Here is a 24,128-nt window from a genome sequence, read left to right on the forward strand (position 1 = left end):
CAGAAGTGAAACCTCTTCGCGCTGATGGTAGTGTGGGGTTACCCATGTGAGAGTAAGTCATCGCCAGCTCATTATTCTAAAAACCCCCGCCATTAAATATGGTGGGGGTTTTTTCTTTGCCGGGTGAAAAATGGAAAAGATTTTACCCATACCTTAGCCTCCTGAGCATCACGACTAGATTGAACTAGAACGTGAGGGGAAATTTTTAAAAGTTAGATGGTATTAATTAATGTACATATGAAAAAGCCCTATCTTCCTGATAGGGCTTTTTCGTATCACTATGATGCCATGTAACTTGCCTGTTACAGCTTTAACCACCTTGTCGTCTTTATTTTTTATTCTTATTATGAAAGAAACATCCTGTCTCTTGTTGAGTTAAAGATAAAAGATTCGAGAAAAGGTGAATAGTCGTTAATGGTGTTTTGTGCTGTACGTTATAGCGTACAAATTTCACGTTGCGTAGGAGCGAATAATTAGCCTTCTTCAAATAAAATATATTTTTATAATCTGTTTGAATTATATACAATCAAGACAGTTTTAAATTTGACTTTATTTGTACCTTTCCAAAGGTGGTTGATATGCAAGACGTATGGGATAAACGTTACCAAGAAACTGAACATTTGTACGGGGCTGAACCTAATGTCTTTATTCAGGAAATTAATCAGCGCTATCCTATTTCTGGCCATACTCTAGCTATCGCCGAAGGTGAAGGCCGCAATATTCTTTATATTGCCCGTAGTGCGCAGAAAAAGCATTTACCGATTGATGTTGAGATGTGGGACTATTCGAGAGTTGCACTCGAAAATGCCCAATCTTATGCGCAAACTCAGGGAATTGAGTTGAAAACTTGCTGTGTTGATTTGGCACATGTCAGCTGGCCTGAAAATGAATATGACAATATCCTATGTGTATTTGGTCATTTTGATTCTGATACCCGCTTGAAGACATTACAGGGAATTCGTCAGGCATTGAAAAATGGCGGATATTTTATCGGGGAAGTCTATTCTAAAACACAGCTGAACTATCAGACGGGTGGGCCAGGTAAATTTGATTTCCTGTATGATCCTCAAGAGATTTTACAGGTTTTCCATAAGGATCATCTAGTGCATTTTTTTGTGGGGGATGTTGAGCGATATGAAGGAAAATTACATCATGGCAAAAGCCATGTCATTCAATTTATGATTAAAGTGGTAAAAGCCTAAAGCTCGATCCACCTTACAAAAAAGCCTCCATAACTGGAGGCTTAATTGCAATCAGCATTACATCAGTTTGATGCCCTGCTGACCCGCAGGGGTGACTTTGAAGATTTCCACTTCAAAGGTAATGTTTTTACCGGCTAAAGGATGGTTAAAATCCACTTCGGTAATATCCTCATTAACTGATTTCACTACACCGAACAGACTTGCTTTTGCTTTGTCTTCAAATTCGATCATATGGCCTACAATCGGGGTCTGTTCAAATTTGACGGTATCAAATTTCTGTACATTTTCCGGGTTCCATGGACCGAAAGCATCTTCAGGCGGTAAATGCACTGTACGACGGTCACCAGCACGCAAACCAAACAGTGCTTTTTCAAAACCAGGTAGCAAGCTGCCATCTCCCATAACGAGGCTGACGGGTTCTTCACGGCTACGGGTATTGTCAATTTCTACCCCGTTTTCGATGGCAACCGAAAAATGCAAATCTACTTTAGAACCGGCTTCGATACGAATTTCTTCGTTAGGATTAATAATTTCAGTCATTTTTGCGCTTCCGCATTTTGGATACGGTTTTTCTCAAGGAAAAAGGTATCTATCAAAAGGAGAATCGTACCAAGGGTAATGGCACTATCTGCAATGTTAAAAGCAGGGAAATGGCTATTTTGATAATAGACATGGATAAAATCCACCACATAACCTAGGGTTACCCGGTCGATCAGGTTACCAATCGCGCCGCCTAGAATCAGGGCAATTGCCATTGGGAGAATCACCAATTTTTTTGGCATGCGTAACAGCCAGAATGCAAAAACCAGTGACACGATCCCTGCCAGCGACGTAAAGAAATAACGTTGCCATCCTCCTGCATCGGACAAGAAGCTAAAGGCAGCGCCATAGTTATGCAGCAATGTCCAATTTAAAAAGGGCAAGACGGGTACTGGATCTGCATAATTCAGATAAGTACTAGCAATCCATTTGGTCCACTGATCCAGCACGATGGCCAGGACTGCAAGTCCCAGCCATAACAGATTATGCGGATAGAACCGAAATAAGCCCTTTTTCTGCTCGGTGTTAGGCATACTTTCTCTCTTCGCCTTGGCCTGATGGAAGGTTGATAATACAACGACCACACAAGCCTGGATGTTCATGATGTGTATTGACATCCGGCAGTACATGCCAGCAGCGTACACATTTCTCACCCTCTGCTGCCGACACCTGGACGCGTAGTCCTTCTAGATCCGTTGCTTCACCTTGCTCAGCAAAGTCATAGACCGCAACCTGTGAAGTGATCAAGACAAAACGTAATTCATCACCTAACTGGTTCAGCACATTTCTCAATTCAGCATTCGCCCAGAGCTCAACTTTGGCAGATAGGTTTGAACCGACCAGCTTGGCATTACGTGCCGCTTCAATCTGCTTGTTCACCGCAGATTTCACGCTGATCAGGGTTTGCCAGTCGGCTTCAGACAACAGATTAGCTGTTGTTGAAACTGGAATGTCATACCATTCTGCGGTGAAGACGTATTTTTCAGTTTGCTCAGGAATCAATGGCCAAGCTTCCTGTGCGGTAAAGCTCAGGATAGGGCTCATCCAGCGCACAAAGGCCTGTACTAGATGATACAGTGCGGTTTGTGCTGAATGACGTGCCTGTGAATCCGTCTTGGTGGTGTACTGACGGTCTTTGATGATGTCGAGGTAGAAACCACCGAGGTCATTGATACAGAAGTTGGTCAATGAACTGCAGACGATATGGAAGTTCATATCCTCATAGGCTTTCTTAATGGTGTCCTGAACTTCAGCCGCACGTTGCAGGATGTATTGATCTAATGCAATCAATTGATCTACAGGCAGGGCATCGGTTGATGGCTTGAAGCCATTCAGGTTGGCCAGCAAGAAACGCAGGGTATTACGGATACGACGGTAACCATCTGATGCACGGCTGAAGATTTCCTTACCGGCAGTCATTTCATAACGGTAATCCGAGGATGCGATCCAGAAGCGCAAGCCATCTGCACCCATGTCCTTGATGATGTCTTGCGGGGTAATGATGTTGCCCAGCGATTTTGACATCTTTCGGCCTTTCTCATCCACCACGAAACCATGGGTGAGCAGGCCTTTGTAGGGTGCACGGTCATTGATGGCAATTGAAGCCAACAACGAAGTCTGGAACCAGCCACGGTGCTGGTCTGAACCTTCTAGATAAAGATCCGCTGGATCGGTCAGTTCTTCACGCTCGCGCAATACGGCATAATGGGTTGTACCTGAGTCGAACCAAACGTCCAAGGTGTCACGGACACAGTTGTACTGTTCCGCTTCATCACCGATGAAATCTTTGGCTTCGCGGCTGAACCAGGCGTCAATACCTTCCTGTTCGATCAACTTTGCCACTTCTTCGATCAGTTCTTCAGTGCGTGGGTGCAGTTCATTGGTGTCTTTATGCACGAAGAACGGAATTGGCACACCCCAGGTACGCTGACGCGAAATACACCAGTCCGGACGGCCTTCCACCATGGACTCCATACGGTTTTGACCCCAGTCCGGGATAAACTCGATGTCTTCACGGATGGCTTTCAGTGCGCTGTCACGCAGGCCTTTTTGATCCATGCTGATGAACCATTGCGGCGTCGCACGGAAGATAATCGGGGTTTTGTGGCGCCAGCAGTGCGGATAGCTGTGCTTGATCGCAACATGCGCCCAAAGTTTGCCAGATTCGGCCAAGGCAGCAATGATTTGCGGGTTGGCTTTATAGATATGTTCACCGGCAAAAATCGGTGCGGTTGGTAAATACACACCGTTGCCACCGACTGGATTGTCCACTTTTAGGTTATAAATCAGACCGACTTTATAGTCGTCTACACCGTGGCCAGGGGCGGTATGTACCGCACCAGTACCGCTAGTCGCGATGACGTGTTCACCTAAAATCACCGGAACTTGGCGTTCCGCAATTAATGGATGTTGTAGGACCAGATGTTCTAGTTTTGCACCCGCGAAATCAGCCAGCACTTCAACGCTGTTGAAACCATAACGTTCAGTGGCAGATTCCACCAGGTCTTTAGCCAAGATAAAGTTTTGTGGCTGTTTTTCTTCACCACGGGCTTTCACCAACTGGTATTCGATCTCAGCATGCAGCGCAACTGCCTGGTTGGCTGGCAATGTCCAAGGTGTGGTGGTCCAGATTACGATGTCCGTTGCATCCTGAACTTGTACACCCAAACGTGCAGAAAGATCAGCCAAATCGACCACGCTAAAGCCAACATCAATCGCGTCAGACTTTTTATCTTCATATTCAACTTCGGCTTCAGCCAGTGCTGAACCACAGTCCAGGCACCAGTTCACCGGTTTTAGACCCGGCTGGATATGGCCCTGTTTCTGGATCGCGCCCAGTGCACGAACGATATCCGCTTCCTGCTTGAAGTTCATGGTTAGGTAAGGATTATCCCATGAGCCGAATACACCCATACGGATGAAGTCTTTTTTCTGCAGTTCCACCTGGCTCATCGCGTATTCACGACAGGCTTTACGGAAAGTTGCGGCATCCACTTTTACGCCCACTTTACCGACTTTTTCTTCCACTTTCAGTTCGATTGGCAAACCGTGACAGTCCCAACCTGGTACATACGGTGCATCATAGCCATCCATCACACGGCTTTTGATGATGATGTCTTTCAGGACTTTATTGACTGCATGGCCCAAGTGGATTTGACCATTGGCATACGGAGGACCATCGTGCAGGACGTATTTTTTCTTGCCGATGCGCGATGCACGAATCTGCTGATAAATGTCGTCGGCGTACCACTCTTCTAACCATTTCACTTCACGCACGGCCAGATTTGCTTTCATGGCAAAATCGGTGCCCGGCAGGTTCAGCGTGGCTTTATAGTCCACTGCATTTTCAGGAGTTTGCTTATCGCTCATGCAAGTTGTCTTCCAGTTCAATCAGCGGAGCGCTGACGTGTTTTACAATCAAAATTCTAGGTTAAAGTGGAAAATTCGGCGTGTTTTCACGGAACGCGCGCAATTTTACCACATCATCATCGATTCCGGCTTTTAAGGCTTCAAGTGAAGGATAGTTCAGCTCACCATGCAAATAGTTGAGGAACGTCACTTTCATTAGCAAGCCATACAGATGGGCTGAAACCTCCGGGAAATGAACTTCTAATCGCCATTCCGGCTGTTCTTGCGCGATGGCTGGTCGAGTACCAACATGGCCTGCGCCAAACAGGCTGCCCGGGAGATAACCCGGAATGCCGGGTTTTTGCGGATTCTGACTTTGTACATTTTTGGCCAGATCACCCTGTTGCCATTCGACCTGTACGCCATAAATCCCTTGCAGGCAGGGTTTGTGCCGTCCGACCCGGACATTGATGGTCGGGAAATCCAGGGTGCGGCCAAGCTGATCACCATATTGGACGCGTCCAGTAATGCTATAGGGACGACCCAATAATTGCGCTGCGAGAGCCAGATCACCTTGTTGTAATACCTGACGGATCCGGGTGGAACTGACACGTTCCCCACCAAATTCCACAGTATTTAAATTGGTCACCTCAAAGCCATAGCGACGTAAAAATTCGCTATTCCCCTGACGGTTTTTACCAAAATGGAAGTCATCGCCCAAAACCAGGCTTTGCGCATTCAGCTGCAGTTTCAGCATGTCAGCAAATTCTTCCGCACTGAGATGGCGAAAGGCGCGATCAAAGCGTGCCACTGCAATATAGTCCACACCCAGTTCAGTGAGATATTCGACTTTTTCGCGTAATGAGGTAATGCGGGGCGGAGCCTCGTAACCTTTGAAGAACTCCAGCGGTTGCGGCTCAAAAATCATCACCAGGGTTTTTAAATTCTGGGCTTCAGCCCGGGCTTTTAACTGGGCAATCATCGCCTGATGTCCGACGTGGACACCATCAAAATTGCCAATCGTCACTGCGGTTTTTGGCAACTGTGTATGGGGTGCTAAAGCATTCAGACGGAGCAGCTTCATGGCGTTAAAATGAGCTTAAAATTTAAAAGTGGTATATATTGCCATATTCTCGCGCATTCGTCTTGTTGTTGTGTTTTTACTCAGATTTTTTTAACCGATCCTGCTGAAACGGTACTAAGCTTCGGGACTCAAAAGCTGCTCTTTTGAAGTGAATGAAGTCTAACCCTTGAGGTTTTCCAGTTTATATTTTTGATCATGCTACTTTGCAACGCGCCTACCGAGCCGCATGCTAAAATAATGCAGCATATATCTTTGTAGCCGTATTTTTTTCATCCTCCTACGTCCGGGAATTTACTTTCATGAAATCTGATTTGGCCTTGATTATGGCTTTGCCGAGTGAATCTAAAGGTCTGTTTGAACAGGCCGGGATTGATGTGCATTACAGTGGCATTGGCAAAGTCAATGCAGCCTTTAAAGCCTTTGAGGTGATCCAGAAAACCGGTTGTAAAACCTTGCTGAATTTAGGAACGGCGGGAAGCTCCCAATTTGAACGTCACAGTCTGGTAGAAGTCAAAACTTTTGTGCAGCGGGATATGGATGTTTCGCCGCTGGGTTTTCCTGTCGGCGTCACCCCAATGGATGAACATTTACCTGCGGATATTCACCTACAACCTTTTTTTCAGCATTTACCGCAGGGCATTTGTGGAACTGGGGATAATTTTGAAACCGCGTTGCCTAAAGTACATTGTGATCTGGTGGATATGGAAGGTTATGCACTGGCTAAAGTCTGCAATCGGCTTGGAGTTCGTTTACTGTCGGTGAAATACATTACCGATGGCGCGGATGATACGGCACATATGGATTGGGAAGAAAATCTGCTGGTTGGGGCTAAAAAACTATTGTCGCTGTATCAAAGTTTCTAAGCGGACCGTTCACCTTGATGGCGTGTGGCGATCTAGAATATGACAGTGATGAAGGGCGTGACGATAAATTGACTTGAAGCTTTTGGCGACCATAGAACTCTATGGTCGTATTGCCAAGATTTTCCCCGTGTCCGGCGAAAATGGGAAGCTTGAATTAACGTGGTAGTACGCCGTAGAGCATCATGTGCACGGTATGTTCGATCGCGCGTTGGTGCATGCTGCGGTTGCGGAGGGTTTTGCCAGTCACCATTTCCATCTGGCTGCTGAAGTCGGCATAGTTTTGCGTCACCGCCCAGATATTTAAAATCAGTAATTCTGGATCAATTGCAGCAGAAATTTTACCTTGTTCTTGCCAGGTGCTAATCACTTTGGCTTTACGTTTGAACAGCTTTTTCAGTGGTCCTTTCAGGATCGGTGAAATATGCGGTGCACCTTGAATGATTTCCAGAGCAAATAATTTTGAAGCTTTAGGCTGCGTGCGTGAAACTTCGATTTTATCCATCAGATAATTGGTTAAAGCTTCCGTCGGTTCGAGTTCAACTTCAAGGGTTTGCAAAGGTGCAAGCCATTTCTGCAGGACGTTGGTCAACACCTCTACATACAATGCCTCTTTATTTTCATAATAATAAAAAATATTCGACTTGTGCATATCGGCCAATTGGGCAATTTCATCTAGACTCGCTCCATTGAATCCATAATGAGAAAACACATCCAACGCTGCATTCAACAACTGATGTCGTTTTTGGGTACTCTTCTTTTGTTCCATTTTGTTTGAAAAAGAATGAATAAAGGGGAATCGCAAATTGTAAGCCAATTAGGCTGTTTTGTGCAGAATCTAAACTTTTTTTTGCTTTATTTTATTCGGTTAAAGATCTTAGAATTTTAATCTTAATCAATATTTACATGATTTTTGCACTGATATGGCGCAAAACAGGTGGTGTATTTTTATCAGTGATGAAGATGAAATCATTATATATTTTTAGTGATTATTAAAAGCTGATGAGATTGCAGGAGAACACTGATTTGAGCCACGCCGTGACGTGACTCAAAGCTGTTTTAGGTGGCTAAGACCGCATCGAGCACCTGCTGTTCGAGTTCGGAAAAAGCGATACTTTTTTTGCGTGGGCGAGGCAGTTCAACATTAAACGTCCGGGCGATATGGCCTCTGTCCAGCAGAATAATCCGGTCGGCGAGCTGTACGGCTTCAGCCACATCATGGGTGACCAGTACCGCAGTAAAGCCTTGCTCTTGCCAGAGTTGTTCGATCAGTTTCTGCATTTCCAGGCGCGTCAGGGCATCCAGTGCCCCTAAAGGTTCATCCAGCAATAAAATCCGTGGAGTATGTGAAAGGGCACGCGCTAATGCCGTACGCTGACGCTGTCCACCCGAGAGTTGTGCCGGCCATAGTCCGGCTTTTTCTTTTAGTCCCACTTTTTGCAGTAAATCAGAGGCCTGTGTATGCTGGTCTTTGTCCAGCCCGAGTTGAACATTCTGCTGAATGGTTTTCCACGGCAATAATCGTGGGTCCTGGAACATCACGCGAATATCGTCGCTGGTGATGCCTTCGCGGATATGGCGTGCAGACTTAAACTTGATTTCACCATAACTGGCCTGTTCCAGTCCGGCAATCAGACGTAGCAGGGTGCTTTTGCCACAGCCACTACGACCGACAATCGCGACAAATTCACCCGGCTGGATGTTGAGGTCGAGGTCTTGCAGGACTTTGACTTCGCCATAAAATTTATGCAGCTGCTCAATCAGGATTTCACCACCTAAGGGTGCTTGAGAAGTTGTGGCTGGCAGCTGTTCAGGTTGTGCTGGCTCATCGGCATAAAAGTGAATTGATAAATCGTTCATGGGAATGCTCCTCTTATTATTTTTGATAGCCGGCATGCCAACGTAACAGATAACGTTCCAAGCCTTGTGACAAGACATCCGCCAGCTTGCCGAGCAGGGCGTAGAGCAGAATACCCACCAGTACCACATCAGTTTGCAAGAACTCACGGGCATTCATGGTCATATAGCCGATACCGGATTGGGCGGAAATGGTTTCAGCCACAATCAGCAACACCCAGACCAGACCCAGCGAAAAGCGTAGACCGACCAGAATGGAAGGCATGGCACCCGGTAAAATAATCTCTTTATACAATTGCCAGCCCTTGAGGCCATAGCTTTTTCCCATCTCGATCAGTTGTGCATCAACAGAACGGATGCCATGGTAGGTATTGATATACACCGGGAAAAATACCCCCACTGCCACCAGAAACAGTTTGGCGGTTTCATCAATCCCAAACCATAAAATCACTAGGGGAATCAGCGCCAGAGCTGGAATGTTGCGGATCATTTGCAAGGTGGTATCCAGCAACGTCGAAGCGGCTTTGGACGAGCCATTCAGCAGGCCAAGCAGCAGACCCAATCCACCGCCGACCAACAGGCCGAGCAGGGCACGTCCAGCACTGACCTGGACATGCTGCCAAAGTTCGCCACTGAGGGAGAGACGCCAAAAGGCGCTGACTACGGCACTCGGTGCCGGTAGAATCCGGCTTTCCAGCAATCCGCCACTTGAGGCGAGTTGCCAGATGAGAAGAAGTAGAATCGGGAACAGCCAGGGCAGCAAACGCTGCCCGAGTTGTTTTGTTCCACGTGAAACAATTTTCCCGGAAACAGGGTTGCGCATCAGACCAGCTCCTTGGCGATGGATTTGTGCTTCGCCTGTTCAGGGATATAGTTATTGGCAATGATTTCGCCAAACGGCCCTGTCAGGTTGGGCTGTGCCAGTTTTTGACGGGTTTCGATCGGTAACAACGGGAAGACCAGTTCGGCAAAACGGTAAGCTTCTTCCAGATGTGGATAACCAGAGAAGATAAATGTGCCAATGCCCAGATCCGCATATTCCTGAATACGTGCCGCCACAGTTTCCGGATCACCCACTAGAGCGGTACCACAGCCGCCACGTACCAGACCAACACCAGCCCAGAGGTTAGGTGCTACTTCCAGTTTGCTGCGGTCGCCATTATGTAGGGCAGCCATACGTTGCTGACCCACAGAATCCATCTGGGCAAATTTTTTCTGTGCTGCCGCAATGGTGTCATCATTTAGATACTGGATCAGGTCATTTGCAGCAGCCCAGGCTTCTTCATTGGTTTCACGGACAATCACATGCAGACGAATCCCGTAATTGAGCTGACGGCCTTTGGCCGCTGCACGGGCACGCATATTTTCGATTTTTTCTTTGACCGCTGCCGGTGGTTCCCCCCAAGTTAAATAGGTATCGACCTGTTCCGCTGCCAGCTCATGTGCTGCTTCCGATGAACCACCAAACCATAAAGGTGGGTGAGGATGCTGCACAGGCGGATACAGCAGTTTGGCCTCATCGACTTTTAAGCGATCGCCGTGGAAGGTAAAGGATTCTCCTGTATGTGAACGGGTAAGGATTTCACGCCAGATTTTGGTGTATTCTGCTGCGGTCTGATAGCGTGTCGCATGGTCTTCATACAGTCCATCACCTTTCAATTCCTGCTCGTCGCCTCCAGTCACCAGATTCAGCAAAACACGCCCGCCAGATAACCGGTCAAAGGTCGCTGCCATGCGTGCAGCCAGTGCCGGTGTGGTGACGCCCGGACGTAGTGCCACCAAAAATTTTAAATGTTTAGTTGCATCGATCAGGCTAGCTGCAGTAATCCATGGATCTTCACAGGAACGACCTGTTGGGATGAGGACACCTTCATAACCGAGGTTGTCCGCGGCAACTGCAATCTGCTTCATGTAGGCATGATCGACCTGACGTGCACCTTTGCTGGTACCGACATAACGGCTGTCACCATGGGTAGGAATGAACCAGAAAATTTTCATTATATCTTCCTTTAAAATTGATTTAGGTAAATTCAGAAAAATTGAGTTATTGGCCGGTCCAGACGTTATGCTGAACCTGGATTTTTTGCGGAATCAGACCGACCTGTACAAACATGTCGGCAATACGTTGCTGTTCGGCAATTACGGCTGGATTGAGCGGCTGTACGGGAGCGGGTTTAGGTCGCTTCTGCACCACTACTGCAGCAATTTTTGGGTCAATGCCGGTACTTTGTGCCAAGACGTCAACTGCCTGCTGAGGATGCTGGACCACCCATTGATCCGCCTGATTGACACTGTGCAGAAACTTTGCTGCACTTTGCGGATGTTGTTTTAAGAAAGCAGGGCTTGCGACATAAAAAGAATAGGTTGCTGGGAACGTCTGACCATCGACCAGTACTTTGGCGCTGCCATCCAGTTCAGCGGCACTCAGATAGGGATCCCAAACTACCCAGGCATCGACTGAGCCTTTGCTAAATGCCGCACGGGCATCGGCAGGCGGCAACCAGATCGGCTGGATGTCTGACCAGGATAGCCCCGCTTTTTGCAGCACTTTGGCCAACAGTTCATGCGCACTGGAACCTTTTTGTACCGCGATACGTTTGCCTTTCAGTTCACTCAATTGCTGAATCTTGGATTTGTTTGGCACGACCAGCGCGTTACCGGTGGCAGACACCGGTTCAAAGCCAAGATAGCGAATCTCCTTATTGGCTGCCTGCGCAAAAATAGGCGGAGTATTGCCGACATAGCCAAAATCGACTGCGCCAATCGCAATGGCTTCCAGCATTTGCGGGCCGGCTGGAAACTCTTTCCAGGCAATTTTGCTCTGTGGAAACTGTTGTGCCAAATAACCCTGTTGATTGGCGACCAGTAAATTCAGGGCACTTTTCTGAAAGCCAACGGTCAGGGTTTTGATTTCCGCTTGAGCAGGTGGATGCTCTGCAGTGGTGGTCGCCGTTTCACTTTTCTGGCAGCCACTCAGGCTGAATGCCAGTCCGAGTAAGGCACTGAGAGGGAATAGTTTTAAGGTGGCCATGGGTATGCTCTTATTTAATGTCGTTGTTTAAGATGGCATCTTGAATCTTGATTTGTTTTGGAATCAGTTTTTGCTGAAAGAATGCATCGGCCACAGCTTGCTGCTGCTGGACGACCTGTGCCGAGATGGGCTGTACGCCAAAACTCATGCGGGAAATCGAGCTTTTCAGGATGTTGGCGTCCAGTCCGGTTGGCTTTTCTAGTAGTTTGGCGGCTTCATCCTGATGTTGTGACACCCATTGCGTGGTGCTGTTCAGTTCATTCACCACGGTTTTCAAAACCTGCGGGTTTTGCTGCGCAAACTTGCGGTCGGCGAGATAAAACTGATAATTGCTCACCAGATTCTGGCCGGTTGCCAAGACCCGTGCACCGATCTGCTGTTCTGCTGCTGCAAAAAACGGATCCCAGATGACCCAGGCATCAACCGCTCCGCGTTCAAAGGCAGCCCGTGCATCGGCCGGTGGCAGGTACACCACTTCAATATCTTTTAAGGTGAGTTGATGCGCTTCGAGCAGTTTTAACAGCAGATAATGCACATTCGAGCCTTTATTCAAGACCACGCGTTTGCCTTTGAGTTGCTCGATGCGCTGGATGCTGGAATCTTTTGGAACCAGCAACGCTTCTGCAGTGGGCGCGCCGGGCTGATTGGCCACATAGACCAAGTTAGGATTGCTGGCCTGAGCGAAAATAGGTGGGGCTTCGCCTACTTCACCAAACACCACGCTGCCGACATTTAGGCCTTCCAGTAACTGAGGACCAGCCGGGAACTCCACCCATTTCACCTGCACACCCTGATCTTTCAGTGCACTTTCCAACGTCCCGCGCGCTTTCAAGATCGGTAGTACACCATATTTCTGGTAGCCGATCTGTAAGGTGGTATTTTGCGTTTCAGTCGGTTTACTGCAAGCAGACAGCATCATGACGCCCGCAATACTTGCAGCAAGAATAGCGTACTTGGTCCAGGAGGTTTTATAAGGGTTGTTCATGATGATGTGTGCTCCGAATCATGGCTCAGTTCAGTGAATGCACACAAACTAAAGCGATTGCTGAGCAGGAAAAAATAAAAATTAAGGCATTACTCATACGAAATTGAGATAACCAAAATGCTGCAAAGCTTATGGGAAAAGCTGCTGTAACGAGTTTCTATAACAGATTTTTTATTTTTCTTAATTAATTGATTTTATTGTTTTTATTTTAAATGGCAGATGGGGCGATATGGGTCATTATTTTTTTAGATCAACATAGCCATGAGATATCGTCATCCGCATTGATAACGATATCGAAAATACAGCTATATCAGCTGTCGTAAAAACCGCATCAAATCGATTTTTTAAACACCATGGAGTTGCGCTGATAGTTATATAACGCCTGACGGGCATTGGGGAGATCATCGACGCTGGCAGGGGCGAAACCATGTTCGAGAAACCAGTGCGCAGTCCGGGTAGTGAGTACAAAGAGTTGCTGAATTCCGTTCGCTTTGGCTTTGTCTTCCAGAAAATGCAGAATCTGGCTGCCCCGATTGGACTTGCGGTAGGCTGGATGTACCGCCACGCAGGCAATTTCTGCCGAGCGGATTTCATCTGCGCTGGTCGGTATTGGATAAAGCGCTGCACAGGCCAGAACCGTACCATCGCGCTCAATCACCGCAAACTGGTCAATTTCATTTTCCAGACGTTCCCGTGAGCGATAGACCAGAATCCCTTCTTCTTCCAACGGACGTAGTAAATTAATCAGACCACCCACATCACCAATATTGGCCATACGCACTTCTTCATAATGTGCCTCGGTGACCATGGTGCCAATCCCGTCGCGGGTGAACAGCTCTTCGATCAAGGCGCCATCATAACTATATGACAGTAGGTGCACGCGACGTACGCCGTGTTGTGAGGCATATTTGGCTCCTTGCAGATGTAGGGCAATTTCTGGTTGCGTCTGCTGATAATGCTCAATGTGCTGATCCAACTGATTTGGAGTGATTTCCCGTAGCAATTTACCCTGATCATCTTCGAGGCCTTGTCGCTCCCCGAGAAAGATCAATTTCTCTGCTTTCAGGGCAATCGCTGTTTTGGTACCCACTTCTTCGGCCAGTAAATTGAACACTTCGCCTGTGGTGGAGTAACCAGTTGGGCCAAGCACCACAATATTGTGGTTATCCAAATGCCGGTGAATTGCTGCGCTATCAATCGAGCGCACCTCACCGGTGAGCTGAAAATCCACACCCTCACGGATGCCATAGGGTTTGGCCGTGACAAAATTGCCGGAGATTACTTCAATGCGTGCCCCATACATTGGGGAGTTGGCCAGTCCCATCGAGAGTAGCGCTTCAATTTCCAGGCGGATCGAACCCACTGCATGCATCACGCAACTGAGTGATTCACGTGTGGTGACGCGGCGGTCGCCATGAAAAGGCGTGACAATCTGGCGCTGTTGCAGGTTCTGATTGATTTGAGGACGGGCACCATGCACCAGTACCAGCCGGATGCCGAGTGAGTGCAGTAGGGCAATATCATGGATGATGTGCTGAAAGTTGGGATGCTGTACGGCTTCGCCATCAAACATCAGCACAAAGGTTTTATTACGGTGGGCGTTGATATACGGTGCAGAATGACGAAACCAATGCACATATTGTTGTGTGTTACGGCTGTGATGGTCGAAAAATTCTGCTGGCATAGCGGTCTCAATGTGAATGCGTATTCATCTCTGCTGATTCTAAACAAAAAAATAGCGCTGGCATATAACAGGCAAAAAAACACCCAAACCGGGGTTTGGGTGTGGAGGAGGAACTCCCAAGGCTGTACGGGATTAATTAATAATGCGCACAATGCGGTTATTACGCTCATTGACCAGCACAAAGTCGCCATTGATCTTGTACCACTGCTGATAACGACCAGGTTTGTTCAAGCCTTTATAATGACGATAATTCACTTCATTGCGTGACTGATCCCAGTAACGGGGCAGCACCTGACCTACACGCCAGTCACGGCTTGGGTCAACACGATGTAAGCGGCGCTGTTCATCATAATGGCGGTGATCTTGATATCGATCATGATCGCGGTGCTGTTCATAGGTGCCCGCCATTGCAGTGCTTGTCAGCAAGGCTGACAAAGATAAGCCGAGTACGGTTGCTAAAGTTTTCATGTAGACCTCTTTATTTCCTTCGTTGTATAAGAAATAAATTAATCAACAATTGGCGAGAAATCGTGAAGATTTCTAAGTGTATTGTGAAAGTTATGGAGGAATCCGGCAGACGGTGTAACGCCAAATTTGGGCTTTTAATGTGCACGAAAAAAAAGCCCAAAACAGATAAGTCTTGGGCTTTTAGATCTCCAATACTCCCTACTCCTACAAAAGAGATAGAGAAAATATGAAGAGCAACTTAGTGGCCAAATAAAGTTTGATCTAGAGGAAACTCTACTCCAAGCGATATACCAGCATCATTACCGTTAAGATCCGAGTCACTTACCCAACCATTGAATTTTAATGGGATATCCTGTTTTACATAATGTGTCCAGGTTAGGTCTAAAGCTGTCAATTCATCTTTCACGGGGAAAGCCTGATTGATTGTAAGATTACTTTGGTTGACTTTAGCATTCAATACACGGCCACTTAAACGGTTCATAGCATCAAATCGGATATCACCACCTAGCGAATACATTGTGCCATCTCCGCCCATTGCATGACCGAGTGGATAACCATGCTGGTAGTAACCATCTGTGTAAGCACTATGATTGTAAGAAATACCTTTAACATCTCCGTTAGTACGGGTGTCTGCCCATTCTGCATAAAGTTGGTATGGCATATTTTTAAGGCTAGATGAAAAGTCTAAACCAGCTAAATACATTTTTTTCGATGGTAGTAAGCCAGCTTCATCTTCTCCTACATATTGCCCGTAAATACTCACTGGCGCATTTAATAATGGCTGCAGGTTTAAACGTGTGTCAAAACCAGCGATTTGGTTCGAGGGGGTTTCACCAACATATACATTATCATTGCCACGTAGTGCATCCCAAAAAGAAGAAAAATTTTCAGGTCGTCCTTCACCACCCCATTGAATTATGCGTGATGCACCTAGTTCTAAATATGATGTGGGTTGAGCAGTTATTCGCAATCCGATGAGTTTTGCATTTGGCACAGCATTATAATCATCCAGTTGGCCAGCAAAGGCTTGGTATTGCCATTGTCCAATCCAGGATAACCATTTTGTTTCAAAAGCTTTTTGTTCTGCTCGTTGAGCAGTTAGCCCATAAACTGGGCGGCTAGCATCACCACGAATCAAGCTACCATCATGCCCTGGCCCCCAGTAGGTAGGTATTTGGCCTGCGATTAACCATTGATTCCAAACTTTACCTGCGATATATGAACCTTCGACATTAACATCTTGACCTTGATCGATCTGCGGATCTTTTTCAGCATTCAGCCGAATTTTTGCATCCCAGTTTGTACCCCCTGTATTAAATTCAAGTGCGGCTTGATATTGCGCTTTTTGCTTATCTGCAAAGCTTTGCGGGACATTTTTTGGATCTGTCTCGGCAAATAAACCTGCTTTAAGCATATGATTATTTGCTTTTAATGAGGCCACAACAGAACTGATAACATGTTGTTGTATAGGATTTGAAACTTTAGCCAAACGTAACGCGCGCTGAATTTCATCCCCACTCATTGGCCATGTAGATGTACTAATTTGGATAACACCTTGCTGATTTAGCCAAGCTAAATCGGTGCGCAAGTTTTCATCATTCAATACTAAGCCTTGTGACCAAGCAGTGGAAGACAATAAAGTAATGACTGAAAGTGCAAGAATTCTTTTTACAAACATGGTGAGTTATTTCTCAGGTCTAATTATGCGCTTCACCATAAGATTTTTAACCCGTATTTTCAATCTGATATTTTGAAGAATTCAGAAACTAGATTTTTCTGCTCGGTATGAAAATGAAAAAAGCCCAAAACGGATAGGTCTTGGGCTTTAGTTAGATCAAAAGGTTTAATCGCTGACAATACGCAGGATCCCGTTGCTATCTGAATCTACTAAAATATAGTCGTTGTTGATCTTATACCATTGCTGATGACGGCTAGGCTTGGACAAATTGTGGTCTTTATATTCCACCTTATAACCCTCACCGCGATAATGCTGGGGCATTACATAACCGGTTTGCCATTTATGCTGTTTTAGGCGCTTAACCCCACGTTCTTCACGTAAACGGCGCTGTTCAAACAGATTATCACGCTCTTCACGCCAATCACGTGCATCGGAATACTCACCCCGTGCTTCAAAATGTTGCTGTTTGGCAAAAGGTGGTGCTGCGAATGATGTTGTGCTCGCCAGCACAGTGACACAAGATAATGCCAGAACTGTCAAAATCTTTTTCATGTTGCACCCTCATTCACAACTGTATGGATTCCTTATAGCTAATTTACGCATCAAATGCAGAGAAACTATGAAGATCAACGCAGAGTTTTTTTAAAAATATTGCGCGGCAAGCATAGCATGTCAGATCATCCGCTCGTATTGCACAAATGAGCAATCTCTGCAGCAGCCTGAGCGCTCGTTGCGGGTGTTTAACTTCCATTTCGTAGTTCGATGGGCTGTAACAAGAAAATCGGTTTTGCCCATTTTGCTGTCGATGCGATTCTTAATTCCACTGTTGGTATAAGGCTTCAAGCTGTTGAATGGTTTCCGCGATCCCATGTGCTTGTTCGGCATTTTCCAGAGCCGAAATGAAATTTTCAGGTAATTGCCAGGTTTCAATCGAACGCAAAATTGCCGCCTTACGGATTGGGTCAGCCATAAGGTTTCCTCTGTGTAATGGATTACTTAGGGAGGACTATATCGGGAATTTTTAAATCTTAAAAAACGAATAATTTTATAAAATTAATTTAATAATCCGATTTTAATTTCTGGCTGTTATAAAAAAGCACCCTTATCGGGTGCTTACCGAATCGCCTAGTCGTTTAACCTTGTGCATCAATACTGCTTCCATTCAGATGCAGGCTATCTTCACCCATGAGATACAGATAGGCCGGCATAATGGCTTCCGGTAAAGGGAGGGTCTTTGGATCCTCATCCGGATAGGCCTTGGCACGCATTGCGGTACGGGTGGCACCGGGATTGATACAGTTAAAACGCACATTCGGATAGGTGTTTTCTGCTGCAAAAATTTTGCTCACTGCTTCGATGGCAATTTTTGAAACCGAATAGGCACCCCACAGGGCACGTGCTTCACGGCCTACGCCGGAACTGGCAAAGACCACAGAGGCGTGCTCAGACTGCTGCAATAACGGCAATAAGGCCTGGGTCATGACAAACGGTGCACGCAAGTTCACGGCCATGACATCATCCCAGACATCGACTGGATAATGAGCCAGTTCAGTCCGTTCACCCAGAATGCCGGCGTTATGCAGGATGCCATCGAGACGACCAAACTGCTGTGACAGGGTGTCAACCAGCAATTCATAATCGCGTGTCGAAGCGCTGGAGAGCTGCAAGGGTAAAATGGCCGGTTGTGGCGCACCCAGGCTTTCAATCTCGTCATAAATAACTTCGAGCTTGTTCAGTGTACGACCATGCAACACCACGGTTGCGCCGTGCAGGGCATAACTGATCGCAGCAGCACGACCAATACCATCTCCTGCGCCAGTGATCAGAATAATGCGGTCTTTCAGCAAGTCCGGACGGGGCTGGTATTCGGAATATTTCATGAGAGACCTCCTATCTATTGTTATGTTATGGCCAGCTTGTCAGATCCCGTTTGTTGTAAAGTCAATAATTGCTGTAGGGTCTGATGCAGTTGAGTGACATTCTCCACTATACAGTCGGCTTGCCAGGCTGTTAAGTCATCTTTGTGTTGTAAAGGCAAATAGCCATAGGCGGCCAGAATGGTATACATGTTGGCATTGCGTCCGGCATCAATATCACGGGGATGGTCACCCACATAAATGATCTGTTCCGGGTCAATCGCCAGCTGTTGTGCCGCCAGATACATCGGTTCAGGATCCGGCTTGGTTTTCGTGACATCTTCCGGGCAAACCAGTACGGCACAGCGTTGGGTGAGATTCAGCGCCTCGAGCAGCGCTTCGCTCAAGCCACGAGGTTTGTTGGTGACAATTCCCCACGGAATCTGCTGGTTTTCCAGCTGTTCTAGTAAGGGATACATGCCGTCAAACAGGTCGGTCTCGACGGCAATATCTTCACCGTAGAGATCCAGAAAGCGTTGTCGATGGCCCAAGAAAACTGGATCGGTCACGTCCAGTTCCGGATAGACCAGTTTTACCATGGCACGTGCGCCTTCGGATACCTGGGTGCGGATCAGGTCAGCCGCCACAATCTCGCGACCTTCATGGCGACACATGTCCTGAATAATGCGCACAAAGTCGGCTGCTGTATCAATTAACGTGCCGTCGAGATCAAATAAAACCGCTTTCATTTAACCCTCTGCATTGACCGTGTAAACCATGTAATTGACATCGACGTTCGGCGCCAGCCAGTAACGTTTGCTGATCGGATTATAATGTAAACCGGTCATTTCTTTCAGTTGCAGGCCCGCATTACGGATATCGTGTGCCAATTCGGATGGACGGATAAATTTATGATAGTCATGCGTACCTTTTGGCAACATACGCAGCACATATTCCGCGCCGATAATCGCAAACAGGTAGGATTTTGGATTACGGTTAATGGTCGAGAAGAAGACTTGGCCGCCCGGTTTGACCAAAGTCTGGCAGGCTTGGATAATCGAGGCGGGGTTAGGGACATGTTCTAGCATTTCCATACAGGTCACAACGTCATATTGGCCGGCCTGTTCTTTGGCGAGTTCTTCGACTGGAATCTGGCGATATTCAATATTTTGAATCCCTTCCTGTTCGGCATGTAAACGACCCACAGCCAAAGGGGCTTCGCCCATATCAATGCCGAGGACATTGGCACCGCGACGCGCCATGCTTTCCGCGAGAATACCGCCGCCACAACCCACGTCCAAGACTTTTTTACCGGTCAGACCTCCTGCATGTTCGTCAATCCAGTTCAGACGTAAAGGGTTGATTTGATGCAGTGGACGGAATTCAGAATGCTGGTCCCACCATTTGGCAGCAAGTGCTTCGAATTTAGCAATTTCTTGTGGATCAACATTCGGTTGCGACATGGAGGCACCTCAATTTACCTGGTTATTTGAGAAATCTTCTGTGCTGCTAGTGTAGCGTCAATTCTGGAAAAAGCGATAAATCGCGTAAAAAAGTTCACACAAGCAAAACCATTTCCGCATATTTGTTTTATATTGGCGGCATATGCTACGCATAACAATTGATGAGGAAAAATAAAGCCAATGAAAAAGTTTATTTTGGGTGCGGTGTCTGCTGCAGTGATGGCCTTTTCGGGGACAACCATGGCGGCAAATTTTGTGGCCGGCACGGACTATCGCGTGGTCGCGAATCCGGTCAAAGTGGAAGTACCGGGTAAAATCGAAGTCCGTGAGTTTTTCTGGTATGGCTGTCCGCACTGTTTCGTGCTTGAACCGCATATGCAGACCTGGTTGAAAAAACTGCCAAAAGATGTGCGTTTTGTGCGTACTCCCGCTGCGATGAATCCAGTGTGGGAACAGGGTGCTCGTGGTTATTACGTGTCAGAGGCTTTGGGTGTACGCAAGCGCAGTCACTTGCCATTATTCCATGCGATTCATGTCAATAAGCAGCAAATTTTTGACCAAGCATCACAAGCAAAATTCTTTACCCGTTATGGCGTACCAGAAGCGAAATTTAACAGCTTATTTAATTCCTTCGCGATTACAGCCAAAGTGGCTCAGTCCAACCGTCTTGCCCAGCAATATCAGTTAACTGGTGTGCCTGCAGTGGTGGTGAATGGTAAATATGTGGTGCAAGGTGAAGACGCCAAAGTCACCCAAGTGGTGAATTACCTGATCGAGAAAGAACGTAAAGCCAAATAAGATTTTATTGGTGTATCAACCCGCTATGGCGGGTTTTTTTATGCTCATGTGATGGTCAGGCTGGTTCAGCAGCTGAAACAGCACAGTGCAAAATGCCACAGAACAGCAAATGCAGCTGGGTCTGGCTACGTTGTAATAAAGTCTCACGTTGCGCTGGCAAATTTGCCGCATCATTCTGCTGTAATAATTTGATCCAGGACATGGCCCAGCTTTGTGCCAGATTGATCAGCAGATGGCCCAAAGCCTGCTGTTCGGCAGGTTGTAGCGCCTGAATCGAGGCATGTTGAGCAAGATTATAGCTACAATCGTCAATCAGAAAATTGATTTCCCGTTCGATGGCTTCACGCACCGGCGTACAGCCCCCCCAACGTTCCGCAATCATAAAAATCCACGGTTGAGGATAGACTTCTACAGCTTGAAAAAAAAGCTCGAGGGTATGTTCCGGAGGGTGTTGCGGTTGCTGCAGGGCAGCCAGGCTGAGCTGATACAGTACCTTCTTGAGCTGCAAGGAGGCTTGATCAACCAGCTCCAGTCCAAGGTGATCCATATCCTGAAAATGACGATAAAACGCCGTGGGTGCCAGACCAACTTCACGTGCGACTTCACGTAAACTCAGGCTGCTGAACGAGCGTCCCTGGGTACACAATTGCAGGACAGTATCGAGCAAGGCCTGATGACTCTGTTGCTTGCGTGCGTCACGAATCGACATAAGGACACCCTGAATCAGAAATGTTCACAGTGTAGCAAAAAGTTAAAAAAGAGCGTAATCCTAGAGTTTAAAATGTGAAATATTTCACATTTTTTTAAGATGGTGGCTTGCTCCTGATTCAGTGATGCATCTGTTATACTAGAACGCCTTCCAATCAACTGTAGCGATAAAGGAAACCTTATGCGTATTGACCAACGAGCACTTGACCAACTTCGTGAGATTAAGATCACGCGTAATTATACCCGTTATGCTGAAGGTTCTGTGCTGGTTGAATTCGGTTATACCAAAGTGTTGTGTACCGCCAGTATTGATAACTCCGTACCGCGTTTCTTGAAAGGGAAGGGACAAGGTTGGGTGACTGCTGAATACGGCATGTTGCCACGTTCAACCCATACCCGCAGTGACCGCGAAGCGGCACGAGGCAAACAAAGTGGCCGTACTCAAGAAATCCAGCGTCTGATTGGCCGTAGTCTGCGTGCCATGGTAGATTTGAAAAAACTCGGTGAAAATACCATTACCATTGACTGTGACGTGATTCAGGCCGATGGCGGCACCCGTACCGCAGCAATTACCGGTGGAGCCGTGGCTTTGGTTGATGCCATGAATGTGTTGCTGAGCCAGAAAAAAATCAAGCATGACCCATTAACTGGTCTGGTTGCTGCAGTATCGGTAGGGATGTATCAGGGTGATGTCTTGCTTGACCTCTGTTATGAAGAAGATTCTAACTGTGAAACCGACTTGAATGTGGTGATGACCCAGTCCGGCGAGTTTATTGAAATTCAGGGTACGGCAGAAGACAAGCCGTTCACGCGTCAACAGGCCGACCAGATGTTGGCTTTGGCCGAACAGGGCATTCAAACCCTGGTGCAAAAACAGCAAGAAGCTTTGGGTTGGTAATCACGAGCATTTAAACGCCCATAAAAAAACCCGCAATCGCGGGTTTTTTTATTTTGGGTATTTTATGCATTAAAACGCATGGATAAATCCACCGCTTTGACATCTTTGGTCAATGCACCCATGGAAATATAATCCACACCGGTCGAAGCCACTTCGCGTAGATTGGCCAGGGTGATGTTACCCGAAGCTTCCAGTTTGCAACGGCCTGCTACATGCTTCACTGCATCAATCATTTGCTGCTGGCTGAAATTATCCAGCATGACAATGTCGGCACCGGCTTCAAGTGCCTGATTGAGTTCATCCCAGGTTTCCACTTCGACTTCGACGGGTTTACCCGGTGCAATTTCATGGGCTTTGGCGATCGCTTGTGGGATGCCGCCTGCTGCCATGATATGGTTTTCCTTGATCAGGAAGGCATCAAACAGACCCAAACGGTGATTTTGTCCGCCACCGACTGTTACCGCATATTTCTGTGCAATGCGCAGACCTGGAATGGTTTTGCGGGTATCGAGCAGTTTGGTCTGTAAGCCTTCTAGCTCTTTCACATAGTGGGCAACTTTGGTCGCCACGGCAGACAAGGTTTGCACAAAATTCAGTGCTGGACGTTCAACGGTTAATAGGCTGCGTGCTGAACCGGCCAGTTTCAAAAAGGCTTCGTTGGCCTGAACCTGTTCACCTTCCTGTTTTAACCATTCGATTTTCACGTTTGGATCATAGGCTTGAATGAGTGCATTGACCCAAGGCTGACCGGCTAACACCATGTCTTCACGGGTAATGATGGTGGCAGTGGCCTGTTCATCTTCAGGCGTGAGCAACGCGGTAATATCCCCATCCCCGATATCTTCTTGTAATGCTTGTTGAATGTTGATCTGAATGGATTGCTCAAGCAAAGATTGAGGTATGCTCATAGGATTTCCGTGTTGTTTCTGGCCTATAAAAAGTGTGCAATATATTAGCACTGTGCTGCCAAAAAGGGATGATTTTCAATTTGCTTTTTGTCGCGTTACACTTGGCGGCACATCAAACACGGCTTTTACCGATCTCAGCGGTCAGGCTATCGCACAATAGGGGAATGCATGCAACACAGTACAGCACATTTTCAGGTGAAGAATGGACAACTGCTGGGTGCCCGCTTTGTGCCTTCGCCCAATTTTAATGACCGCTCTGCACACACCGAGATCCAGCTGGTGGTCATTCATAATATCAGCTTGCCGCCGTCGCAATTTGGCGGCGGCTATATTGAGAAATTTTTTCAGAATCAGCTGGACTGGCAGGCACATCCGTATTTTCAGACCATTGAGGGCATGCAGGTTTCGGCTCACCTGTTGATTTTACGTAGCGGGGAAGTGCTGCAGTTTGTCAATTTCAATGACCGGGCCTGGCATGCCGGTCGTTCCAGTTATCTGGGCAAAAAAGAATGTAATGACTATTCGATTGGCATTGAACTCGAAGGCAGTGACGACCAGCCGTTTGAATCGGTGCAGTACGCGGTTCTGGCTCAGGTAGTGGCGAGTCTGCAACAGGCTTATCCTAAAATCCAGCAGCATCTGGCCGGTCATTCGGATATTGCCCCGGGACGCAAAACCGATCCAGGACCGTATTTCGACTGGCATTATTTCCGTGAGCTGTTGCAGCAAAAAAAAAGCACGCATAAATGAATTAGCAACG

25 protein-coding genes are annotated in these 24,128 nt (G+C 47.0%); 5 read left to right on the forward strand and 20 right to left on the reverse strand.

Going from position 1 to position 24,128, the window contains the following annotated elements:
* The first annotated feature begins 578 nt into the window (after positions 1-578).
* Entirely contained in the window at positions 579-1,202 is a 624-nt protein-coding gene (locus PAE54_RS00005) for a class I SAM-dependent methyltransferase (protein WP_326517937.1), read from the forward strand.
* A gap of 57 nt (positions 1,203-1,259) precedes the next feature.
* Here the strand turns inward: PAE54_RS00005 and PAE54_RS00010 are convergent, their stop codons facing one another.
* The 4 genes from PAE54_RS00010 to ribF all read right to left on the reverse strand — a co-directional run bounded on the left by PAE54_RS00010 (position 1,260) and on the right by ribF (position 6,174).
* Positions 1,260-1,742, reverse strand: a complete 483-nt coding sequence (locus PAE54_RS00010; protein ID WP_326517938.1) for an FKBP-type peptidyl-prolyl cis-trans isomerase — start codon at positions 1,740-1,742, stop codon at positions 1,260-1,262.
* Positions 1,739-2,275 carry a signal peptidase II gene (lspA, locus tag PAE54_RS00015; RefSeq protein ID WP_273777842.1) on the reverse strand — a complete coding sequence of 179 codons (537 nt, stop codon included), beginning with the start codon at positions 2,273-2,275 and terminating at the stop codon, positions 1,739-1,741. Before lspA ends, PAE54_RS00010 begins: the two co-directional genes overlap by 4 nt.
* Positions 2,268-5,111 (reverse strand): isoleucine--tRNA ligase, encoded by a 2,844-nt coding sequence (gene ileS, locus PAE54_RS00020; protein ID WP_326517939.1) that lies wholly within the window; start codon positions 5,109-5,111, stop codon positions 2,268-2,270. Before ileS ends, lspA begins: the two co-directional genes overlap by 8 nt.
* 61 nt (positions 5,112-5,172) lie before the next feature.
* The gene (gene ribF, locus PAE54_RS00025) at positions 5,173-6,174 is read right to left on the reverse strand and encodes a riboflavin biosynthesis protein RibF (RefSeq protein ID WP_326517940.1); all 1,002 of its coding nucleotides are present in this window, start codon (positions 6,172-6,174) and stop codon (positions 5,173-5,175) included.
* 299 nt (positions 6,175-6,473) lie between these two features.
* Here ribF and PAE54_RS00030 point away from each other — a divergent pair, with 299 nt between their 5' ends.
* Positions 6,474-7,037, forward strand: coding sequence for a 5'-methylthioadenosine/S-adenosylhomocysteine nucleosidase family protein (locus PAE54_RS00030; protein ID WP_326517941.1), 564 nt, complete (start codon positions 6,474-6,476; stop codon positions 7,035-7,037).
* 154 nt (positions 7,038-7,191) lie between these two features.
* On the opposite strand, the gene PAE54_RS00035 is transcribed toward PAE54_RS00030, so the two are convergent.
* From PAE54_RS00035 to ubiG, 14 genes are all read right to left on the reverse strand, one after another.
* Positions 7,192-7,803 (reverse strand): TetR/AcrR family transcriptional regulator, encoded by a 612-nt coding sequence (locus PAE54_RS00035; protein ID WP_326517942.1) that lies wholly within the window; start codon positions 7,801-7,803, stop codon positions 7,192-7,194.
* Between the two features lie 290 nt (positions 7,804-8,093).
* Complete coding sequence (locus PAE54_RS00040; protein ID WP_326517943.1) at positions 8,094-8,894, reverse strand: ABC transporter ATP-binding protein; 801 nt, start codon at positions 8,892-8,894, stop codon at positions 8,094-8,096.
* Between the two features lie 16 nt (positions 8,895-8,910).
* Positions 8,911-9,714, reverse strand: a complete 804-nt coding sequence (gene ssuC / locus PAE54_RS00045; protein WP_273777835.1) for an aliphatic sulfonate ABC transporter permease SsuC — start codon at positions 9,712-9,714, stop codon at positions 8,911-8,913.
* The gene (gene ssuD / locus PAE54_RS00050; protein WP_326517944.1) at positions 9,714-10,889 is read right to left on the reverse strand and encodes an FMNH2-dependent alkanesulfonate monooxygenase; all 1,176 of its coding nucleotides are present in this window, start codon (positions 10,887-10,889) and stop codon (positions 9,714-9,716) included. The genes ssuC and ssuD overlap by 1 nt, the downstream gene beginning before the upstream one ends.
* A gap of 46 nt (positions 10,890-10,935) precedes the next feature.
* Complete coding sequence (locus tag PAE54_RS00055; RefSeq protein ID WP_326517945.1) at positions 10,936-11,922, reverse strand: aliphatic sulfonate ABC transporter substrate-binding protein; 987 nt, start codon at positions 11,920-11,922, stop codon at positions 10,936-10,938.
* A 10-nt stretch (positions 11,923-11,932) separates the two neighbouring features.
* Positions 11,933-12,907, reverse strand: a complete 975-nt coding sequence (locus PAE54_RS00060) for a sulfonate ABC transporter substrate-binding protein (protein ID WP_326517946.1) — start codon at positions 12,905-12,907, stop codon at positions 11,933-11,935.
* 331 nt (positions 12,908-13,238) lie between these two features.
* Complete coding sequence (argA, locus tag PAE54_RS00065) at positions 13,239-14,591, reverse strand: amino-acid N-acetyltransferase (RefSeq protein ID WP_326517947.1); 1,353 nt, start codon at positions 14,589-14,591, stop codon at positions 13,239-13,241.
* 132 nt (positions 14,592-14,723) lie between these two features.
* Positions 14,724-15,059, reverse strand: coding sequence for an RcnB family protein (locus PAE54_RS00070; RefSeq protein WP_326517948.1), 336 nt, complete (start codon positions 15,057-15,059; stop codon positions 14,724-14,726).
* A gap of 238 nt (positions 15,060-15,297) precedes the next feature.
* Positions 15,298-16,737: a capsule assembly Wzi family protein gene (locus PAE54_RS00075; protein ID WP_326517949.1), complete on the reverse strand. Its 1,440-nt coding sequence runs from the start codon at positions 16,735-16,737 to the stop codon at positions 15,298-15,300.
* Positions 16,738-16,902: 165 nt separating this feature from the next.
* Positions 16,903-17,289 carry an RcnB family protein gene (locus PAE54_RS00080; RefSeq protein ID WP_326517950.1) on the reverse strand — a complete coding sequence of 129 codons (387 nt, stop codon included), beginning with the start codon at positions 17,287-17,289 and terminating at the stop codon, positions 16,903-16,905.
* Positions 17,290-17,551: 262 nt separating this feature from the next.
* On the reverse strand, positions 17,552-17,707 hold the full coding sequence (locus tag PAE54_RS00085; RefSeq protein WP_273777826.1) for a hypothetical protein: 156 nt from the start codon (positions 17,705-17,707) through the stop codon (positions 17,552-17,554).
* A gap of 163 nt (positions 17,708-17,870) precedes the next feature.
* Entirely contained in the window at positions 17,871-18,617 is a 747-nt protein-coding gene (locus PAE54_RS00090) for a YciK family oxidoreductase (protein ID WP_273777824.1), read from the reverse strand.
* A gap of 20 nt (positions 18,618-18,637) precedes the next feature.
* Positions 18,638-19,342: an HAD family hydrolase gene (locus PAE54_RS00095; protein WP_273777823.1), complete on the reverse strand. Its 705-nt coding sequence runs from the start codon at positions 19,340-19,342 to the stop codon at positions 18,638-18,640.
* Positions 19,343-20,056 carry a bifunctional 2-polyprenyl-6-hydroxyphenol methylase/3-demethylubiquinol 3-O-methyltransferase UbiG gene (gene ubiG / locus PAE54_RS00100; RefSeq protein WP_273777822.1) on the reverse strand — a complete coding sequence of 238 codons (714 nt, stop codon included), beginning with the start codon at positions 20,054-20,056 and terminating at the stop codon, positions 19,343-19,345.
* A 180-nt stretch (positions 20,057-20,236) separates the two neighbouring features.
* Here ubiG and PAE54_RS00105 point away from each other — a divergent pair, with 180 nt between their 5' ends.
* Positions 20,237-20,854 (forward strand): thiol:disulfide interchange protein DsbA/DsbL, encoded by a 618-nt coding sequence (locus PAE54_RS00105; RefSeq protein WP_273777819.1) that lies wholly within the window; start codon positions 20,237-20,239, stop codon positions 20,852-20,854.
* A 55-nt stretch (positions 20,855-20,909) separates the two neighbouring features.
* On the opposite strand, the gene PAE54_RS00110 is transcribed toward PAE54_RS00105, so the two are convergent.
* On the reverse strand, positions 20,910-21,563 hold the full coding sequence (locus PAE54_RS00110) for a TetR family transcriptional regulator (RefSeq protein WP_326517951.1): 654 nt from the start codon (positions 21,561-21,563) through the stop codon (positions 20,910-20,912).
* Positions 21,564-21,743: 180 nt separating this feature from the next.
* Here PAE54_RS00110 and rph point away from each other — a divergent pair, with 180 nt between their 5' ends.
* Positions 21,744-22,460, forward strand: a complete 717-nt coding sequence (gene rph / locus PAE54_RS00115) for a ribonuclease PH (RefSeq protein ID WP_326517952.1) — start codon at positions 21,744-21,746, stop codon at positions 22,458-22,460.
* Positions 22,461-22,522: 62 nt separating this feature from the next.
* Here the strand turns inward: rph and nadC are convergent, their stop codons facing one another.
* A complete protein-coding gene (nadC, locus tag PAE54_RS00120; RefSeq protein WP_326517953.1) occupies positions 22,523-23,368 on the reverse strand; it encodes a carboxylating nicotinate-nucleotide diphosphorylase in 846 nt (281 codons plus the stop codon).
* Between the two features lie 168 nt (positions 23,369-23,536).
* Here nadC and ampD point away from each other — a divergent pair, with 168 nt between their 5' ends.
* Entirely contained in the window at positions 23,537-24,118 is a 582-nt protein-coding gene (gene ampD / locus PAE54_RS00125; protein ID WP_326517954.1) for a 1,6-anhydro-N-acetylmuramyl-L-alanine amidase AmpD, read from the forward strand.
* Positions 24,119-24,128 lie beyond the last annotated feature (10 nt).

This window comes from Acinetobacter minutum, from assembly GCF_035916735.1.
GTDB lineage: Bacteria > Pseudomonadota > Gammaproteobacteria > Pseudomonadales > Moraxellaceae > Acinetobacter.

Coding starts and splice junctions, on each gene's coding strand:
- PAE54_RS00005 (WP_326517937.1), top strand. CDS start 579: ATGCAAGACGTATGGGATAAACGTTACCAAGAAACTGAACATTTGTAC.
- PAE54_RS00010 (WP_326517938.1), bottom strand. CDS start 1,742: ATGACTGAAATTATTAATCCTAACGAAGAAATTCGTATCGAAGCCGGT.
- lspA (WP_273777842.1), bottom strand. CDS start 2,275: ATGCCTAACACCGAGCAGAAAAAGGGCTTATTTCGGTTCTATCCGCAT.
- ileS (WP_326517939.1), bottom strand. CDS start 5,111: ATGAGCGATAAGCAAACTCCTGAAAATGCAGTGGACTATAAAGCCACG.
- ribF (WP_326517940.1), bottom strand. CDS start 6,174: ATGAAGCTGCTCCGTCTGAATGCTTTAGCACCCCATACACAGTTGCCA.
- PAE54_RS00030 (WP_326517941.1), top strand. CDS start 6,474: ATGAAATCTGATTTGGCCTTGATTATGGCTTTGCCGAGTGAATCTAAA.
- PAE54_RS00035 (WP_326517942.1), bottom strand. CDS start 7,803: ATGGAACAAAAGAAGAGTACCCAAAAACGACATCAGTTGTTGAATGCA.
- PAE54_RS00040 (WP_326517943.1), bottom strand. CDS start 8,894: ATGAACGATTTATCAATTCACTTTTATGCCGATGAGCCAGCACAACCT.
- ssuC (WP_273777835.1), bottom strand. CDS start 9,714: ATGCGCAACCCTGTTTCCGGGAAAATTGTTTCACGTGGAACAAAACAA.
- ssuD (WP_326517944.1), bottom strand. CDS start 10,889: ATGAAAATTTTCTGGTTCATTCCTACCCATGGTGACAGCCGTTATGTC.
- PAE54_RS00055 (WP_326517945.1), bottom strand. CDS start 11,922: ATGGCCACCTTAAAACTATTCCCTCTCAGTGCCTTACTCGGACTGGCA.
- PAE54_RS00060 (WP_326517946.1), bottom strand. CDS start 12,907: ATGAACAACCCTTATAAAACCTCCTGGACCAAGTACGCTATTCTTGCT.
- argA (WP_326517947.1), bottom strand. CDS start 14,591: ATGCCAGCAGAATTTTTCGACCATCACAGCCGTAACACACAACAATAT.
- PAE54_RS00070 (WP_326517948.1), bottom strand. CDS start 15,059: ATGAAAACTTTAGCAACCGTACTCGGCTTATCTTTGTCAGCCTTGCTG.
- PAE54_RS00075 (WP_326517949.1), bottom strand. CDS start 16,737: ATGTTTGTAAAAAGAATTCTTGCACTTTCAGTCATTACTTTATTGTCT.
- PAE54_RS00080 (WP_326517950.1), bottom strand. CDS start 17,289: ATGAAAAAGATTTTGACAGTTCTGGCATTATCTTGTGTCACTGTGCTG.
- PAE54_RS00085 (WP_273777826.1), bottom strand. CDS start 17,707: ATGGCTGACCCAATCCGTAAGGCGGCAATTTTGCGTTCGATTGAAACC.
- PAE54_RS00090 (WP_273777824.1), bottom strand. CDS start 18,617: ATGAAATATTCCGAATACCAGCCCCGTCCGGACTTGCTGAAAGACCGC.
- PAE54_RS00095 (WP_273777823.1), bottom strand. CDS start 19,342: ATGAAAGCGGTTTTATTTGATCTCGACGGCACGTTAATTGATACAGCA.
- ubiG (WP_273777822.1), bottom strand. CDS start 20,056: ATGTCGCAACCGAATGTTGATCCACAAGAAATTGCTAAATTCGAAGCA.
- PAE54_RS00105 (WP_273777819.1), top strand. CDS start 20,237: ATGAAAAAGTTTATTTTGGGTGCGGTGTCTGCTGCAGTGATGGCCTTT.
- PAE54_RS00110 (WP_326517951.1), bottom strand. CDS start 21,563: ATGTCGATTCGTGACGCACGCAAGCAACAGAGTCATCAGGCCTTGCTC.
- rph (WP_326517952.1), top strand. CDS start 21,744: ATGCGTATTGACCAACGAGCACTTGACCAACTTCGTGAGATTAAGATC.
- nadC (WP_326517953.1), bottom strand. CDS start 23,368: ATGAGCATACCTCAATCTTTGCTTGAGCAATCCATTCAGATCAACATT.
- ampD (WP_326517954.1), top strand. CDS start 23,537: ATGCAACACAGTACAGCACATTTTCAGGTGAAGAATGGACAACTGCTG.